At 36.2% G+C, this 16,269-nt stretch carries 13 protein-coding genes; 9 read left to right on the top strand and 4 right to left on the bottom strand.

Annotated elements, in window-relative coordinates:
- The first annotated feature begins 154 nt into the window (after positions 1 to 154).
- On the top strand, positions 155 to 946 hold the full coding sequence (locus ACEPXG_RS05605) for an inositol monophosphatase family protein (RefSeq protein ID WP_391208314.1): 792 nt from the start codon (positions 155 to 157) through the stop codon (positions 944 to 946).
- Between the two features lie 33 nt (positions 947 to 979).
- Here the strand turns inward: ACEPXG_RS05605 and ACEPXG_RS05610 are convergent, their stop codons facing one another.
- Entirely contained in the window at positions 980 to 1,165 is a 186-nt protein-coding gene (locus ACEPXG_RS05610; protein WP_391208316.1) for a YlaF family protein, read from the bottom strand.
- A 105-nt stretch (positions 1,166 to 1,270) separates the two neighbouring features.
- Between ACEPXG_RS05610 and typA the strand changes: the two genes are divergently transcribed.
- Together typA and ACEPXG_RS05620 are read left to right on the top strand one after the other, a co-directional pair.
- A complete protein-coding gene (gene typA / locus ACEPXG_RS05615; RefSeq protein WP_391208318.1) occupies positions 1,271 to 3,118 on the top strand; it encodes a translational GTPase TypA in 1,848 nt (615 codons plus the stop codon).
- A 21-nt stretch (positions 3,119 to 3,139) separates the two neighbouring features.
- Entirely contained in the window at positions 3,140 to 3,463 is a 324-nt protein-coding gene (locus ACEPXG_RS05620) for a YlaH-like family protein (protein ID WP_391208320.1), read from the top strand.
- Between the two features lie 878 nt (positions 3,464 to 4,341).
- Here ACEPXG_RS05620 and ACEPXG_RS05625 read toward each other — a convergent pair.
- Both ACEPXG_RS05625 and ACEPXG_RS05630 read right to left on the bottom strand, forming a co-directional pair.
- On the bottom strand, positions 4,342 to 4,545 hold the full coding sequence (locus tag ACEPXG_RS05625) for a YlaI family protein (RefSeq protein WP_391208322.1): 204 nt from the start codon (positions 4,543 to 4,545) through the stop codon (positions 4,342 to 4,344).
- Between the two features lie 11 nt (positions 4,546 to 4,556).
- Positions 4,557 to 5,054, bottom strand: a complete 498-nt coding sequence (locus ACEPXG_RS05630; protein WP_391208324.1) for a peptidyl-prolyl cis-trans isomerase — start codon at positions 5,052 to 5,054, stop codon at positions 4,557 to 4,559.
- A gap of 263 nt (positions 5,055 to 5,317) precedes the next feature.
- Between ACEPXG_RS05630 and ACEPXG_RS05635 the strand changes: the two genes are divergently transcribed.
- From ACEPXG_RS05635 to pyc, 3 genes are all read left to right on the top strand, one after another.
- Entirely contained in the window at positions 5,318 to 5,599 is a 282-nt protein-coding gene (locus tag ACEPXG_RS05635; RefSeq protein WP_151699283.1) for a YlaN family protein, read from the top strand.
- Positions 5,600 to 5,706: 107 nt separating this feature from the next.
- On the top strand, positions 5,707 to 6,873 hold the full coding sequence (locus ACEPXG_RS05640) for an FtsW/RodA/SpoVE family cell cycle protein (RefSeq protein ID WP_391208326.1): 1,167 nt from the start codon (positions 5,707 to 5,709) through the stop codon (positions 6,871 to 6,873).
- A gap of 13 nt (positions 6,874 to 6,886) precedes the next feature.
- Positions 6,887 to 10,327 carry a pyruvate carboxylase gene (pyc, locus tag ACEPXG_RS05645; RefSeq protein ID WP_391208328.1) on the top strand — a complete coding sequence of 1,147 codons (3,441 nt, stop codon included), beginning with the start codon at positions 6,887 to 6,889 and terminating at the stop codon, positions 10,325 to 10,327.
- 642 nt (positions 10,328 to 10,969) lie between these two features.
- Here pyc and ACEPXG_RS05650 read toward each other — a convergent pair.
- Positions 10,970 to 11,881 carry a COX15/CtaA family protein gene (locus tag ACEPXG_RS05650; RefSeq protein WP_151699286.1) on the bottom strand — a complete coding sequence of 304 codons (912 nt, stop codon included), beginning with the start codon at positions 11,879 to 11,881 and terminating at the stop codon, positions 10,970 to 10,972.
- A 321-nt stretch (positions 11,882 to 12,202) separates the two neighbouring features.
- On the opposite strand from ACEPXG_RS05650, the gene cyoE reads away from it, so the two are divergent.
- The 3 genes from cyoE (at position 12,203) to ACEPXG_RS05665 (ending at position 16,267) form a co-directional block, all read left to right on the top strand.
- Positions 12,203 to 13,126, top strand: coding sequence for a heme o synthase (gene cyoE / locus ACEPXG_RS05655; protein ID WP_391208330.1), 924 nt, complete (start codon positions 12,203 to 12,205; stop codon positions 13,124 to 13,126).
- Between the two features lie 160 nt (positions 13,127 to 13,286).
- Positions 13,287 to 14,372, top strand: a complete 1,086-nt coding sequence (gene coxB, locus ACEPXG_RS05660) for a cytochrome c oxidase subunit II (protein ID WP_391209788.1) — start codon at positions 13,287 to 13,289, stop codon at positions 14,370 to 14,372.
- Positions 14,373 to 14,404: 32 nt separating this feature from the next.
- The gene (locus ACEPXG_RS05665; protein ID WP_391208332.1) at positions 14,405 to 16,267 is read left to right on the top strand and encodes a cytochrome c oxidase subunit I; all 1,863 of its coding nucleotides are present in this window, start codon (positions 14,405 to 14,407) and stop codon (positions 16,265 to 16,267) included.
- Positions 16,268 to 16,269: the final 2 nt, after the last annotated feature.

The raw sequence follows: 16,269 nt of genomic DNA on the forward strand, positions 1-16,269 counted from the left end.
AAAACACCTGCTTAATTGAAAGACAGCTGGTGTTTTTTTCTTTATACTTAAAAGGCAAGGCAAGGCAAGGCAAGGCAAGGCAAGGCAAGGCAAGGCAAGGCAAGGCAAGGCAAGGCAAGGCAAGGCAAGGTGATGTGAAGAGAGGGTGGATGAAGTGAATTTACATAGATTGGATAAGTATGCTAAATCTTTAATCAAGGTAGCAGCTGGAAGGATAAGATCTTCTTTTGCAACGGATCTATTAATTGAAACAAAATCTGAAGCAAATGATTTAGTGACAAACATAGATAAGGAAACGGAACAATTTTTTATCCATCATATAAAACGCGATTATCCAGATCACCGTATATTGGGGGAAGAAGGTTTCGGAGATGACATACATGATTTAGACGGCTATGTATGGATATTAGATCCAATCGACGGCACAATGAATTTCATTCACCAAAAAACGAATTTTGCTATTTCATTAGGGATATTTAAAGATGGAGTAGGAATACTTGGTTATATCTATCGTGTGATGGATGACGATTTAATATCTGCAACCCTGGATGAAGGAGCATTTATAAATGATATTCCCATTCCAACAGTTAAACAATTGAACTTGGAGCAATCTATCATTGGTATTAATGCAAGTTGGGTGGTTCCAAATAAATACATGGAGCACGAGGGAATGGTGAAGCTTTTACAAAAAGTTAGAGGCACTAGATCATATGGTTCAGCAGCAATTGAAATATCCTATGTAGTTACAGGGAAATTAGATGCCTACATGTCTATGCGTTTATCACCGTGGGATATCGCAGGCGGGATGATAATTGCGAAAGAAGTTGGGGCAATCGTAACAAATCTTGCAAATGAACCTGTTAATTTGTTAGGACAAGGAACTTTTCTTATTGCGAAGCCAGGTCTGCATAAAGAATTAATAACTAATTATATTCATTTAAAATAAGAAATGGTCGGCAAAATTAATTGCCGACCTTCTTTACAATAATCCTTTATCACGCATTTTTTTCTTTGCTTTAAAACCATAGCCCATGATTACACAAAGTAGAGCAATGCTAAGAATAATTAATAGGAAGCTTCTTAATGCTATCGCAATTCCGATAAATGCCATAGACAAAATTGCCCCAAGAGAATATAGAACAAAAATCCATTTGATATTGGTCAAAATGATTACCTCCAAAAATAAAAGATTAAAAATATTATTACTTTAGTTTCACTTGTGATATAATAACACAGTTATGGACTCGAAAAAAGAATATGGAGTGGAAATATGACAAATTTACGTCAAGATTTAAGAAACATTGCAATTATTGCACACGTTGACCATGGGAAAACGACTTTAGTCGACCAATTATTAAAACAATCGGGAACGTTCCGTTCGAACGAGCACGTTGACGAAAGAGCAATGGACTCGAATGATATCGAACGCGAGCGCGGAATTACTATATTAGCAAAAAATACAGCTGTAGATTATCATGGTACACGTATCAACATCCTTGATACACCTGGACATGCTGACTTCGGTGGAGAAGTTGAACGTATCCTAAAAATGGTAGATGGCGTTTTACTAGTTGTTGATGCATATGAAGGTTGTATGCCACAAACGCGTTTCGTATTGAAAAAAGCGTTAGAACAAAGATTAACACCTATTGTTGTAGTAAACAAAGTAGATAAAGATTCAGCTCGTCCATTAGAAGTAGTAGATGAAGTTTTGGAATTATTTATAGAATTAGGTGCAGATGAAGATCAATTAGAGTTCCCAGTTGTTTATGCTTCTGGTGTTAATGGTACTGCTTCATTAGATGCTGATCCAGCTAACCAAGAAGAAGACATGAGATGTCTATTTGAAAAAGTTATCGAGTCCATCCCAGCACCAATTGATAACTCAGAAGAGCCATTACAATTCCAAGTAGCATTACTTGACTATAATGATTATGTAGGACGTATTGGTATTGGTCGTGTATTCCGCGGAACAATTGAAGTAGGTCAACAAGTTTCTTTAATGAAACTAGATGGTAAAGTTAAAAACTACCGTGTAACTAAATTATTCGGTTTCTTTGGTTTAAAACGTGAAGAAATTCAATCAGCAAAAGCTGGAGATTTAATCGCTGTTTCTGGGATGGAAGATATTAACGTAGGGGAAACAGTTTGTCCTACAACACATCAAGAAGCTTTAGTTCCATTACGCATTGATGAGCCAACATTACAAATGACTTTCTTAACAAACAACTCACCATTCGTTGGTCGTGAAGGTAAATGGATTACTTCAAGTAAAATTGAAGAGCGTCTTCGTTCTCAATTAGAAACAGACGTATCTTTACGTGTTGAAGATACTGATTCACCTGATGCTTGGACTGTTTCAGGTCGCGGAGAGCTTCATTTGTCGATTTTAATCGAAAATATGCGTCGTGAAGGTTTTGAATTACAAGTATCTAAACCAGAAGTAATTATTCGTGAAATTGATGGCAAAAAATGTGAGCCAATCGAACGAGTTCAAATTGATGTACCAGAAGATAGTGTAGGTTCAATTATTGAATCTATGGGTACTCGTAAAGGCGAAATGGTTGATATGGTCAATAATGGTAGTGGACAAGTTCGTTTAATCTTTATGGTTCCTGCTCGTGGATTAATCGGTTATACAACAGAATTCATGTCCCTTACTAAAGGTTATGGTATTATCAACCATACTTTCGATAGCTACCAACCAGTAGTTTCTGGCCGTGTTGGTGGACGTCACCAAGGTGTTCTTGTTTCTATGGAAACAGGTAAATCAACAACTTACGGTATGATGGGTATTGAAGACCGTGGTACTCTATTTGTTGAACCAGGTACTGATATTTATGAAGGTATGATTGTCGGAGAAAATACTCGTGATGCCGATATCACAGTAAATATTACTAAAGCAAAACAAAAAACAAATATTCGTTCAGCTAACAAAGATCAAACGAACGTGATTAAGAGACCTCGTATTTTAACGCTTGAAGAAGCAATTGAGTTCTTAGGGGATGATGAGTATTTAGAAATTACTCCTCAATCAATCCGTTTACGTAAAAAAGTTCTTGAGAAGAGCGAACGCGAACGTGTAACGAAGAAAAAGAAAAATGCAGAACTTGAATAGGAACTGAAAGGGTGAATAACCTTGGAGGAACAGCAAGTACTTGATAGAATGTCTAGCATTTCACGTTTTATATACGAGACTATGCCATCATTTGACATAGCAGGTTATGTATTATTTTTAGTTATTTTCTTGCTATCCGTGGTTGTTTACAAACTTGGATTTGCGAAAAAATTACGTTTAGGACAAAACATAGTTATTTATGCATTTTTGTTGATAGGTTGTTTAATGTTGACGTTTTTAGCTTTTTTCCTTCCAGTTGTCGAAGGTCTGATTGTAGCTGCATTAATCCTTATCATATACAAAATTCGTTTACGACTTGAAAGAAAACAAAGTCCGACTGCATAATACATTCTAAAGAATTATAGATTAATGCAAGCTAGCTCCACTACATTTGTATTAGAGCTTCAGACTGTAGGAAAACTCGATTATTATCGAGTTTTCCTACAGTCTTTTTTCTTTTACGAGCACCTTCTTTCTAGGGATTTCAAGAGGGCGAAAGACAAATAATCGTCACAAGATTACCGAAAAAAATGGATCGTGAAGTGATGTAGTCACTTCACGATCCATAGCTCTAAATGGTAATAGTGTAACTTATGTTTCGTCCAAAGCACTCTAGAAACAGTGAAAACAAGACCACTTAAAGAATTAGTTAGTATATGAACTAACGTGTTCATTGTATTTTTAGTTGCACAGGATTGTCTAAAGTTTTTTTGTGCCATCTTACTTAAAGTTAACTCTTAACATAGAGAAATGGTTGCTCTTACGATAAAATTGGTTGCTTAGTTCAAGGATTGGTTGCTTTCAGTGTAGAACCTGTAGCTTTCACCTTACAATTAGTCTACCTTTGACAGTTTTTAACTTTTTAGTTAGGAAATTAAACTTAATAATACCAGTAATCCTGTGAAATTTGAGAAAAATAGGCAGCAGCTCTTGATAAAGAAGTGAAGAGCGGACGAAATTGCATCTTCGTCGGCTTTTAAAAGAATAGGAAAGGATTTATTCTCTCATTATCCAAACCTTATGTACCTTGTTTCAACATATTCCAAGAGGGCGACGGACAAACATCCGCCACAAGATTAACGAAAAAATGGATCGTGAAGTGACGCAGTCACTTCACGATCCACAAAAATTCCAACGGTAATAGTGTAGTCGATGTTACGTCCAGAGCACTCTGAAGTTGGTAAAGACCAGATGCACTTAGAAGACGTTAGCGTTTTCCTTAGTTAAAATTCATTTTCAATAAGTTTAGAGCTTTTATAGAAAATGAACTTACCGGTTGCCAAGCGTGCTTTTGTTTTTACTTCTATTCGATCGTGACATGTTTGGCACATATAAGTGTGAATAGGGCGGTTTCTCAACTTTTTTGCTAGTGGCAAATCATTGGAAAGTTCATCAATTCGATCGCAAATGGCACATTGTACCTTCATATAACCTACTCCTATTCTATGTGGAATGCTGTAACATGTTTTATTGGATCATTAATATTTGAGCCGTCTTTTTTTAGAATATGAACAGGACCATCTTCACGAAGTGGTTTTCCTTTATGGCTGAACTTTAATAATAATGAATCTAGTTCATCTAAAAAAAATGAATAGTCACCTTCTGGAGTTTTAATAATGAGTGTAGTTGCACCCTGTAATGGCTCAGCATTTAATATGAATTGTTTTAACTCAACTCCAAAAGTACTTGTTAATACTTTAGTACGCTCATATTTTTTTTCGGTTTGTAAAGTAGGAGGGAATGTAGCACCTTCTATTATTTCACGTGACCAATGAGCAGATGTAACTTTTGTATATTCCTCTAACTCATCTTTGTATTCATAACTACCAGAAAAAAAGTCATCCAAGTCGATTCTTCGGTCATCAAAAATCCATACTGTAGGATCTAAAGTTATATTGAATTTAACTGCACCTTTAATGGGAATAATGGATTCCAAAAAAATTGCCTCCTCTAAACTATCTAATCTAAACAAGTATACCGTTAAATAGAGAAGTCTAAAAGAATAATTAACTAAAAAAAAGAAAAAGGATGTGCTATTGCCTGTCGGGATAAGTTGATAGAGTCTAACAGTTGCAAAGTAAGAAGTTATCTATTCTATTCTGAAAAAAGGGAATGAGAGAAAACTTGCATTTTTTCATCACAAAAGATACACTTTATGGAGCTAGAGAATTAGAAATTATAAATAATGGGGGCGTCCTCATGGATACTAATATACAACTTTCGTATCAAGACAAGGCAGTAGAACTTTTAAAAAGAGATGCTGAAAAGATTGCGCAACTTATAAAAGTGCAGATGGATAATTTAACTATGCCTCAATGTCCTCTATACGAAGAAGTTCTAGACACTCAAATGTTTGGTTTGTCACGTGAAATTGATTTTGCGGTAAAGCTTGGACTTTTAGAGAAAAGTGAAGGACGTGAAATTATGGCTTCACTTGAAAAAGAGTTATCAATTTTACATGAGATCCATACAGAAAAATAATTGCAAAACTCAAACAAAATTTCTGTTTGAGTTTTTTTTCTAGAAATATTTAAAAGAGTGATAAATTAATATATCTGCTCTTAATTATGAAATAGAGGTTTTACAAAATGATTCCGTATATAAAACGTTATTTAAAAAACTTTGATTACTCCTTATTTTTTGTTTATTTAGTCCTGTGTTTGTTTGGACTTGTGATGATTTATAGTGCAAGTTATGGCTGGTCCGTTCTTAATTATGGCAGGGAGCCCGATTATTTTTTTAAAAAGCAAAGACTAAATTTATTGCTATGTATACCTATGTTCTTTTTAACTGCATTTTTTCCTTATAAGCATTATAAAAATAAAGCCATGATGCAATTCATGCTTTTTGTGATGTTTACTCTTTTATTTTTAGTGCATATTATTGGCTCGGGTGGAGAAAGTGGTGCTCAAAGTTGGATTCATTTAGGCTTTGGAAACATACAACCTTCAGAGATTGCAAAGATAATAATTGTTTTATATTTTGCGGGAATATTTGCGAAAAAACATGAAAATGGAACGTTAGACAAATTAAATGAATCAGTTGGTCCTCCACTTATAGTACTGTTTTTTGTATTTGTTTCCGTGATGCTGGAAACCGATGTTGGGAATACAATGATTATTGGCTTTGTTGCAGTATCTGTTATTGCAGCTAGTGGTATAAAATTCAAGTCGTTTGCAAAATTTATTGGATTAATCGGTGTTGTTATGACTGTTGGGCTTTTTGTGATATATATGATGAAAGACAAATTGATTACAGAGAAGCGACTTGGTCGATTAGAAGCGTTTTTCCATCCTTTCGATTACGAACAGGGTTACGGTTATCAAATTGTAAATGGGTATATTGCAATCGGAGCAGGCGGTTTAAAAGGGCTTGGATTAGGCAATTCCAATCAAAAATTTGGTTATCTTCCTGAACCACACACAGATTTTATCATGGCCATTATTGCGGAAGAATTGGGTTTAATAGGTGTCCTAGTTGTACTTTGTGGACTGTTTTTCATTGTATTTAAAGCGATCATGATTGCTATATCTACAAAAGATCCCCAAGCCCGAATGATCTCTGCGGGGATTGGTAGTATTATCGGGTTTCAAACGTTTGTTAACTTAGGTGGCATGTTGGGAATAATCCCACTTACCGGTGTTCCACTCCCATTCATTAGTTATGGAGGAACATCCGTTATATTATTATCTGCTGCAATCGGTATATTGATGAATGTATCTATGTTTGCAAAGTACGAGAAAACCAAGGGATAAGGGGTGTTTAGTGTTGGGTAAAATTAATAAAATAGTAGTTGCGAACAGAGGAGAAATAGCAATTCGAATATTTCGAGCTTGTACGGAATTGAATCTTCGAACTGTAGCTATTTATTCAAGAGAAGATAGCGGATCCTTCCATCGTTTTAAATCAGATGAATCTTATTTGGTTGGAGAAGGAAAAAAGCCCATTGATGCTTATTTGGATATGGAAGATATTATTCGGATTGCGAAAGAAAGTAAAGCAGACGCAATCCACCCTGGATATGGTTTTTTAGCAGAAAACGTAGATTTTGCAAGACTTTGTGAACAGGAAGGCATTATTTTCATCGGACCGACTTCCGAGCATTTAGATATGTTTGGTGACAAAGTTAAGGCACGTAAACAGGCGGTCAATGCTGGAATCCCTGTCATTCCCGGTAGTGATGGACCAGTAGTAAGTATTGGTGAGATACAGGCATTTGGTAAAACACACGGCTATCCACTTATCATTAAAGCCTCTCTAGGTGGCGGTGGACGGGGAATGCGCGTTGTTCTTTCTGAAGAGGAACTTGAAAGCGCCTACGAACGTGCTAAATCGGAAGCCAAAGCGGCTTTTGGTTCAGATGAAGTTTATGTAGAGAAATTTATCGATCAACCAAAACATATAGAAGTTCAAATCCTTGGAGATACAAAAGGTAACTTAATTCATTTGTATGAACGTGATTGTTCAATCCAAAGAAGACATCAAAAGGTCGTAGAAATAGCACCGTCTAATTCTTTAAGTCCAGCACTTCGAGATAAAATTTGCCAGGCAGCAGTTCAGTTAATGAATAATGTATCTTACATAAATGCAGGCACTGTCGAGTTCTTAGTGACGAATGATAAGTTTTACTTTATCGAAGTAAATCCCCGAATACAAGTGGAACATACGATAACAGAAATGATTACTGGTGTTGATATCGTCCATGCACAAATTAAAATTGCGAGTGGTTTAGCGTTAAATAGTGCTGAAATGGGAATTCCAAGTCAAGAAAATATTCCGCTTTTTGGTTTTGCTATTCAGTCTCGTGTAACAACTGAAGATCCGTTAAATAGTTTCATGCCTGATACAGGAAAGTTAATGGTATATCGCTCTGGAGGAGGTTTTGGCGTACGTTTAGATGCTGGAAATGGATTCCAAGGTGCCGTTATTACGCCGTATTATGATTCTTTATTAGTTAAAGTTTCTACATGGGGCATGTCTTTTGGCGAAGCTGCAGCCAAAATGGTCAGAAATTTGCAAGAATTCAGAATAAGGGGAATTAAAACAAATATTCCTTTTTTGGAAAATGTAGTGAAGCACCCAAGTTTTTTATCAGGACATTTTAATACTAGTTTTATTGATTCTACTCCAGAGTTATTTTTATTCCCAAATAGAAAAGATCGTGGAACAAAAATATTAAATTATATTGGGAATGTTACAGTAAATGGTTTTCCTGGAATAGAGCAAAAATCTAAACCCATTTTTAGTTCTGTTAGAAAACCAAAGATGGATAATTCCATTCCTCCAACTTCTGGCACTAAACAAATTTTAGAACAACAAGGTGTACAAGGTGTCATCAAGTGGGTGAAGGAACAACAAGGTGTGTTATTAACAGATACTACATTTAGAGACGCGCATCAATCGCTTCTTGCAACGAGAGTTCGTTCACATGATATGTTTGAAATTGCGAAAGAATCGGCTAGTGGAATGCATAATCTATTCTCTTATGAAATGTGGGGTGGAGCTACATTTGACGTAGCCTACCGATTCTTAAAAGAAAATCCTTGGGATCGTTTATTAAAAATGAGAGAAATGATTCCAAACGTTCTTTTTCAAATGCTATTTCGAGGAGCAAATGCAGTAGGCTATAAAAACTATCCCGATAATGTAATTCGTGAATTTATTCAGGAATCGGCGGAAGCGGGTATTGATGTATTCCGTATTTTTGATAGTTTGAACTGGATTAAAGGAATGGAAGTGGCAATTGATGCTACTAGACAATCGGGTAAGATCGCCGAAGCGGCTATATGTTACACAGGAGACATTTTAGATGACTCTCGCTCGAAGTATACGGTTAAGTACTACAAAGATATGGCAAAAGAATTAGAGGCTTCAGGGGCTCATATTTTGGCGATTAAAGATATGGCCGGATTACTGAAGCCGGAAGCTGCTTATCGTCTAATAAGCGAAATTAAAAGTGTGACAGACTTACCGATACACTTACACTCTCATGATACTAGTGGTAATGGCATTTATATGTACGCAAAAGCTATTGAAGCGGGTGTAGACATCGTCGATACTGCTTTAGGTGCAATGGCGGGTTTAACTTCTCAACCTAGCGCAAGTACTTTAAGTTATGCGATGAATGGAGGAAGTAGAGAAGTCATAGGGGATGTACGTGCATTTGAAAAAATCTCCTACTATTGGGAAGATGTTCGTAAATACTATAAAGACTTTGAAAGTGGTATGATTAGCCCCCATACAGAGATTTATGTACATGAAATGCCTGGTGGACAGTATAGCAATCTTCAACAACAAGCAAAAGGAGTAGGTTTAGGAGAGCGTTGGGAAGAAGTAAAAGAAATGTATTCCCGTGTAAATTTACTATTTGGTGATGTAGTAAAAGTTACGCCTTCCTCTAAGGTAGTTGGAGATATGGCACTATTCATGGTACAAAACAATTTAGATGAAATTTCAGTGATTACGAGAGGGAAAACAATCGACTTCCCAGACTCGGTTATCGAATTTTTTGAAGGATATATTGGTCAACCGTACGGTGGTTTTCCAAAAGAGCTTCAAAAAGTGATTTTAAAAAATCGCCAAGCGATTACCGTCAGACCTGGAGAATTACTTGAACCAGTAGATTTTCAAGCGATGAGAGAAGACTTATTCAATAAATTAGGGCGTCCAGTTACGAGTCAGGAGATTTTAGCTTATACGTTATATCCTAAAGTATTTGATGAATATTCTGCGATGGAAAATAATTTTGGGGATGTTTCTGTTCTGGACACTCCAACCTTCTTTTATGGAATGAGGCTCGGTGAAGAAATAGAAGTTGAAATAGAAGTAGGGAAGACGTTAATCATTAAATTAGTTTCTATAAGCGAACCAATGAGCGATGGAAATAGAATTATTTATTTTGAATTGAATGGACAACCTCGTGAAATATCGATTCAAGATATGACAATTGAAGTGAGTCATCTATCTAAATCAAAGGCTGAAGTGGCAAATGAGCAACATATAGGTGCCACAATGCCTGGTACTGTTCTCAAAGTTGCTGTATCGATCGGAAGTAAAGTAAAAAGAGGACAGCATTTACTTATTACAGAGGCAATGAAAATGGAAACGACTGTACAAGCTCCATTTAATGGAGTGATAAAAGAGATTCATGTAGTTGCAGGAGAAGCAATAGCCACTGGAGATCTTTTAATTGAAATAGAAAAAGAATAATAAAAAAGCTGTTTGATGAACTTTGTCAAACAGCTTTTTTAAGGCAAGAAATACAAAAAACTTTTATGTCAAGAACAGGTTGATTTCCGCCGCAAGCATCAAGTCGCTTCCTTCGCTACGCTTTAGTCCAGGGAACGCTGATTTGTTCCATCACACTTAAAGTTAACTCTTTGCATGGAGAATTGGTTGCTCTCACGATAAAATTAGTTGCTTTCGCCGTGGAATTGGTTGGTCTCCGTATAGAATTGATTGCTTTCACCTTGAAATTGGTTGCTCTATGCCAGTTTTTTACTTTTTAATTGAGCATTTGATCATCGTTCCTGTGGTACAAGAGAAAAAGTGGTCAGCATCCATTGATAAAGAAGAGCTGAGCGGACGAAATTGACTCTTCGTCGGCTTTTAAAAGAATACTACAGCATCTTATCTCTAATTTTCCAAACCTTTGGCAACCTGTCTCCACACATTCCAAGAGGGCAACGGATAAGCACCGTCCACAAGATTACCGAAAAATGGATGTAGAAGTGACTCAGTCACTTCTACATCCATAAAAATTTCTCTAGGTAATATTGTATCCAATGTTTAGTCCAAAGCACTCAGGGAATAGTGAAGACAAGAAGCTCTTAAAGCGAGCTTAGGTTTAACTTATATCTTCAATCGACTTCGGGATAATAACAGAACCATATAACATAACAAACCAAATAGTAACGAAACAAATAAAGAATGTAACAACGCGATATATAAATTTAGTTTAGTAAATACTATTAACATACCAGTGCAAGCTTGGCAGAGAACAAGAATTAAAGCGGTAATCCAACCCCAATAAATTGCTCGCTGTTCTTTATAGTTTCTAAATGCATGAATGGCAATAATGATTATCCATATAATAATCAATCCAGCAGCGGCTCGATGTCCCATTTGTACCCACTCATATAAGTTTGTAGGCAATGAAAATTCGTCATTTCTACATAGGGGCCAGTCTTTACAAACCAGGCTAGACTTTGTATGACGAACAAGAGCACCCGAATATACTACTATGTAGGAATAAAGTGTAACTCCAATTGTATGAAACTTTAATGTTTTACCTATTCTAATTTTATCCGTGTCAAATTTTCTATCTACTTCGAAAATGAGTAGTGTGAGTAATAAGACGGCTGCAAAAGAAATGAGAGAAATTCCAAAATGCAAAGCGAGTATAAAATCGCCTTGTCCCCATTTTACTTGTGCTGCACCGATTAAAGCTTGTAGTACTAAGAAAAAAACAGCCATAATTGATAAAAACTTTGTTTCACGAACATGTCCAAGTGCACGCCATGCCCAAATGGCTAAAGCTACAATTAGTATTCCAACAGCACCCGTAACTACCCGATGTGAAAATTCAATTAGTACTTCAGTTGTTATCTTATCTGGTATAAGTTGCCCATTACAGCCAGGCCAATGTCTTCCACAACCCATCCCGCTGTCGGTTTTCGTAACAAGCGCTCCTCCTAAAAGAATGAGAAGCATTCCAACAGTAGAAGCTACAGCTAACCATTTTAAAATTTTATGAATGTGCAATGTGCCACCTACTTTATGTATGTTGATCGTCTTAAATGACGGTATCTGCTTTTTGATAATATCGAAATATGGAAGAAAAAACAATGTTTATACATTGAACACTAAAAGTTGATAGTACCATTTCACAAATTGTTCATAAATTCGTGCTTGAACCTTCACAAAACAGTAGAGGAAATGATTTACTATTAATATTGTTACTCTTTTGTAAGGTAAACATTTAACTTATTATCAAAAAAACTTATTCACTATGGAAATTAATAAGGTTTTTCGATATAGTAAAAGGTAGCGGAATATGCTTACAACTTTGAAAGGAGAGGCAGTATGTCAAATAGTCAATCAATTACCGCTACTACCGAGACTGACAAAGTTCCAGAAACAACTTCTTTCATAAAAGACTTTCTAGCACTTATTAAGATTGGGATTGTCAATTCGAATTTAATAACAACGTTTACTGGTATTTGGTTAGCTTTTCAATTGACTAACCGTAATTTTCTTCAGGAACTAGATCTAATGTTTTATACGCTTTTTGGTGCGGCTTTCATAATCGCCGGATCTGGTGCGATGAATAATTATATAGATCGTGATATTGACCCTATTATGAAAAGTAAAAGAGCTAGACCCACTGTTACTGGAAGGTTTAAACCGATTGCCGTACTGACAACTTCTCTTACTTTATTAGTTGTAGGTGAAATTTTATTATTCCTGGCTTCAACATCTGCTGGAATTTGGGGACTGGCGGGTATCATTAGTTATGTGGTTCTTTATTCGATGTGGTCAAAAAGAAAGCATGTTAGTAACACAATAGTAGGAAGTATATCAGGAGCAATACCACCTTTAATCGGATGGGCTGCTGTAGAACCAGGCTTAAGCTATGGAGCTCTTGCATTATTCTTAATTATGTTTGTGTGGCAACCACCGCATTTTTATGCTCTTGCAATGAAACGAACAGAAGAATATAGAGCAGCAGGTATACCAATGCTTCCAGTTGTGAAAGGATTTGCACGTACAAAGCGTTCGATGCTTCTATGGGTAATCTTTTTGTTCCCTTTACCATTTTTGCTTAAGGATCTTGGAATTTCCTTTCTAGTATTAGCTACGTTATTAAATATTGGTTGGCTTATACTTGCAATTAAAGGTTTCCGGATAAAAGATGATTTGAAATGGGCAACTGGTATGTTTGTTTATTCATTAAACTATATGACCATCCTGTTCGTATCAATGATTATCTTTTCTATTTTTATTTAACTTGAATCAGAAGTAGTCTACCTTTTCTAAAAAAGGGAAGATTACATTACATTGATTTTGACCTATTGGAATTCTTTCTTAGTCAACAAGAATTCATATAAAATGAACCGCAGTCCAACAGCACATGAATACAACAATGAAAGAGGGGTTTGATTTAGCTATGATGAAAGGGCTTAAAAAATGGCGACTTTTTTCAGTGTTAGCAGCTCTAACGATTTTCCTATCGGGTTGTGGCGAAGAATACCTATCGACGCTTACACCTGCTGGACAAGTTGGAAGAGATCAATTTAATTTACTACTACTTTCTTCTGCTATTATGGCTTTAGTTATTATTGTAGTAGGAATTATCTATGTAGTTGCTATCGTGAAGTTCCGTCGTTCAAAAGTAGGGGAAGATGTTATCCCTGAGCAAGTTGAAGGAAGTCATACATTAGAAATTATTTGGACAGTTATTCCAATTATTCTTCTATTAATTCTTGCAGTTCCGACAGTATTTTATACTTATAAACATGCGGATGTAGCTGGTATGGCAGAAGTAAATGCAGAAGGTAATAAAACTGCTTTGACAGTAAATGTTACTGCTAAACTTTATTGGTGGGAGTTTGAGTACCCGGATTTAGGTGTAGTAACTGCACAGGAACTAGTTGTTCCTACAAACGAAAAAGTATATTTCAATTTGAAAGCAGCTGATGTAAAACACTCATTTTGGATTCCAACAGCTGGCGGTAAGATGGATACAAACGTAGATAATGTCAATCAATTCTATTTAGAGTTTGACAAAGAATCGGCTGGCTTAGAGCAAGGCGTATTCTATGGTAAATGTGCGGAACTTTGTGGTCCTTCTCATGCTTTAATGGACTTCAAAGTAAAAACAATGAATCGAAAAGATTTTGATGCATGGGTAGCAAAAGCGAAATCTACGGAACATGTTGCAGTAGGAGACAGTGCTAAGCAAGGCGAAGCACTATTCACCGGTGCAGGTTGTATCGGATGTCACGCAACTTCTGTTGCAGGTACAGGCGGAAGCATGGGTCCAAACCTAGGTACTTTTGGAGACCGTAATCGTGTTGCTGGATTCATGGATCATACGAAAGAAAACATTAAATTATGGATTAATGATCCACAAAGTTATAAACCAGGTAACAAAATGCCACAACCTGAAGATTTAAACAATGGCAAAAAATTTACTGATGAGCAATTAGATGCTCTTGCTGAATATTTGATGGGATTATCTGTTGAAAAGTAACACAATAGATAAAATTAAAGGAGGTTAAAGTTGTGAGTTCAATCGCAAAGAAAAAAGGCTTTGGCGCTTCTGTATGGGACTACTTAACGACAGTCGACCATAAAAAAATCGCTATCCTTTACCTCGCTGCCGGTGGTTTGTTTTTCGTAATCGGTGGTATCGAGGCAATGCTAATTCGTATACAATTAGCAAAACCGGATAATGATTTTGTTAGTGCGGGCTTATTTAACGAAATTATTACAATGCATGGAACAACGATGATTTTCCTAGCGGCCATGCCGATATTATTTGGATTTATGAATGCAGTTATGCCGTTGCAGATTGGTGCACGTGACGTAGCATTCCCATTTCTGAACGCTCTTGGTTTTTGGTTATTCCTTTTCGGAGGTATTTTCCTTAACTTATCATGGTTCTTAGGTGGTGCACCTGATGCAGGATGGACGTCTTATGCATCATTATCATTAGCTTCACCAGGACATGGTATTGACTTTTACGCACTTGGGCTTCAAATAGCCGGTGCCGGAACTTATATTGGAGGTATTAACTTCCTAGTAACAATTATAAATATGCGTGCTCCGGGTATGACATACATGCGTATGCCATTAATGACTTGGACTACATTTGTTGCAAGTGCGTTAATCCTATTTGCTTTCCCACCACTTACTGTTGGTTTATTTTTCTTAATCTTTGACCGTATGTTCGGTGCAAACTTCTTTGATCATACAATGGGAGGTAATACAATAATCTGGGAGCATTTATTCTGGATTTTCGGGCATCCTGAGGTATATATCTTAATATTACCGGCTTTTGGTATATTCTCTGAGATATTCTCTATATTCTCACGTAAACGACTATTTGGTTATTCATCCATGGTTTTTGCAACTGTATTAATCGGTTTCTTAGGATTCATGGTTTGGGCTCACCATATGTTTACAGTTGGTTTAGGACCAACAGCTAATGCTATTTTCGCTGTTGCTACAATGGCAATCGCTGTTCCTACTGGTATGAAGATTTTTAACTGGTTGCTTACAATTTGGGGAGGTAGTATTAAAGTTACGGTTCCAATGCTGTATGCTTTAGGATTTATTCCTTCATTCGTAGCAGGTGGGGTAACTGGTATCATGCAAGCTGCCGCTCCACTAGATTATCAATTGCACGATTCATACTTTATCGTTGCCCATTTCCACTACGTAATCGTAGGGGGAGTAGTGCTTGCTATTTTAGCAGCTTTACACTTATATTGGCCTTTAATGTTCAATCAAATGTTAAGTGAAAAATTAGGGAAATGGACATTCTGGTTCTTCTTCCTTGGATTCCATTGTACTTTCTTTATTCAACATTTCTTAGGATTAATGGGTATGCCACGTCGCGTATTTACGTTCCGCGAAGGGCAAGGTTGGGATTTATTCAACTTAATCAGTTCTTTAGGTGCAGGATTAATGGCAATAGGGGTTATCATTTTAGTTATTAACATTATTATCACGATTGTTAAAAATGAAAAAGTAGGTAATGATCCTTGGGAAGATGGCCGTACGTTAGAATGGGCTATTCCACAACCAGTGCCTTATTATAACTTTAAACAAACACCACTTGTTCGAGGACTTGATACTTTTTGGATTGAGAAACAAGAAGGTAATAAAGAAGGTATGACATATGCAGAACCAATTTCTGATATACATATGCCTAACAACTCATTTATTCCTTTTGTGATGTCATTTGGATTATTTGTAGCTGCATTTGGTGCTCTATATCATGCTGATCATTCATGGGGTATATTAGTTATCATACTTGGTTTAGGTATTACATTACTTTCAATGGCAGTTCGTTCACTTAAAGATGATCATGGTTATCATATTCACAAAGAAGAATTAATGAATGAAAAAGGGGGTAAATAATA

It is taken from the genome of Psychrobacillus sp. L4, assembly GCF_042944905.1.
In the GTDB taxonomy this organism is placed as follows: Bacteria; Bacillota; Bacilli; order Bacillales_A; family Planococcaceae; genus Psychrobacillus.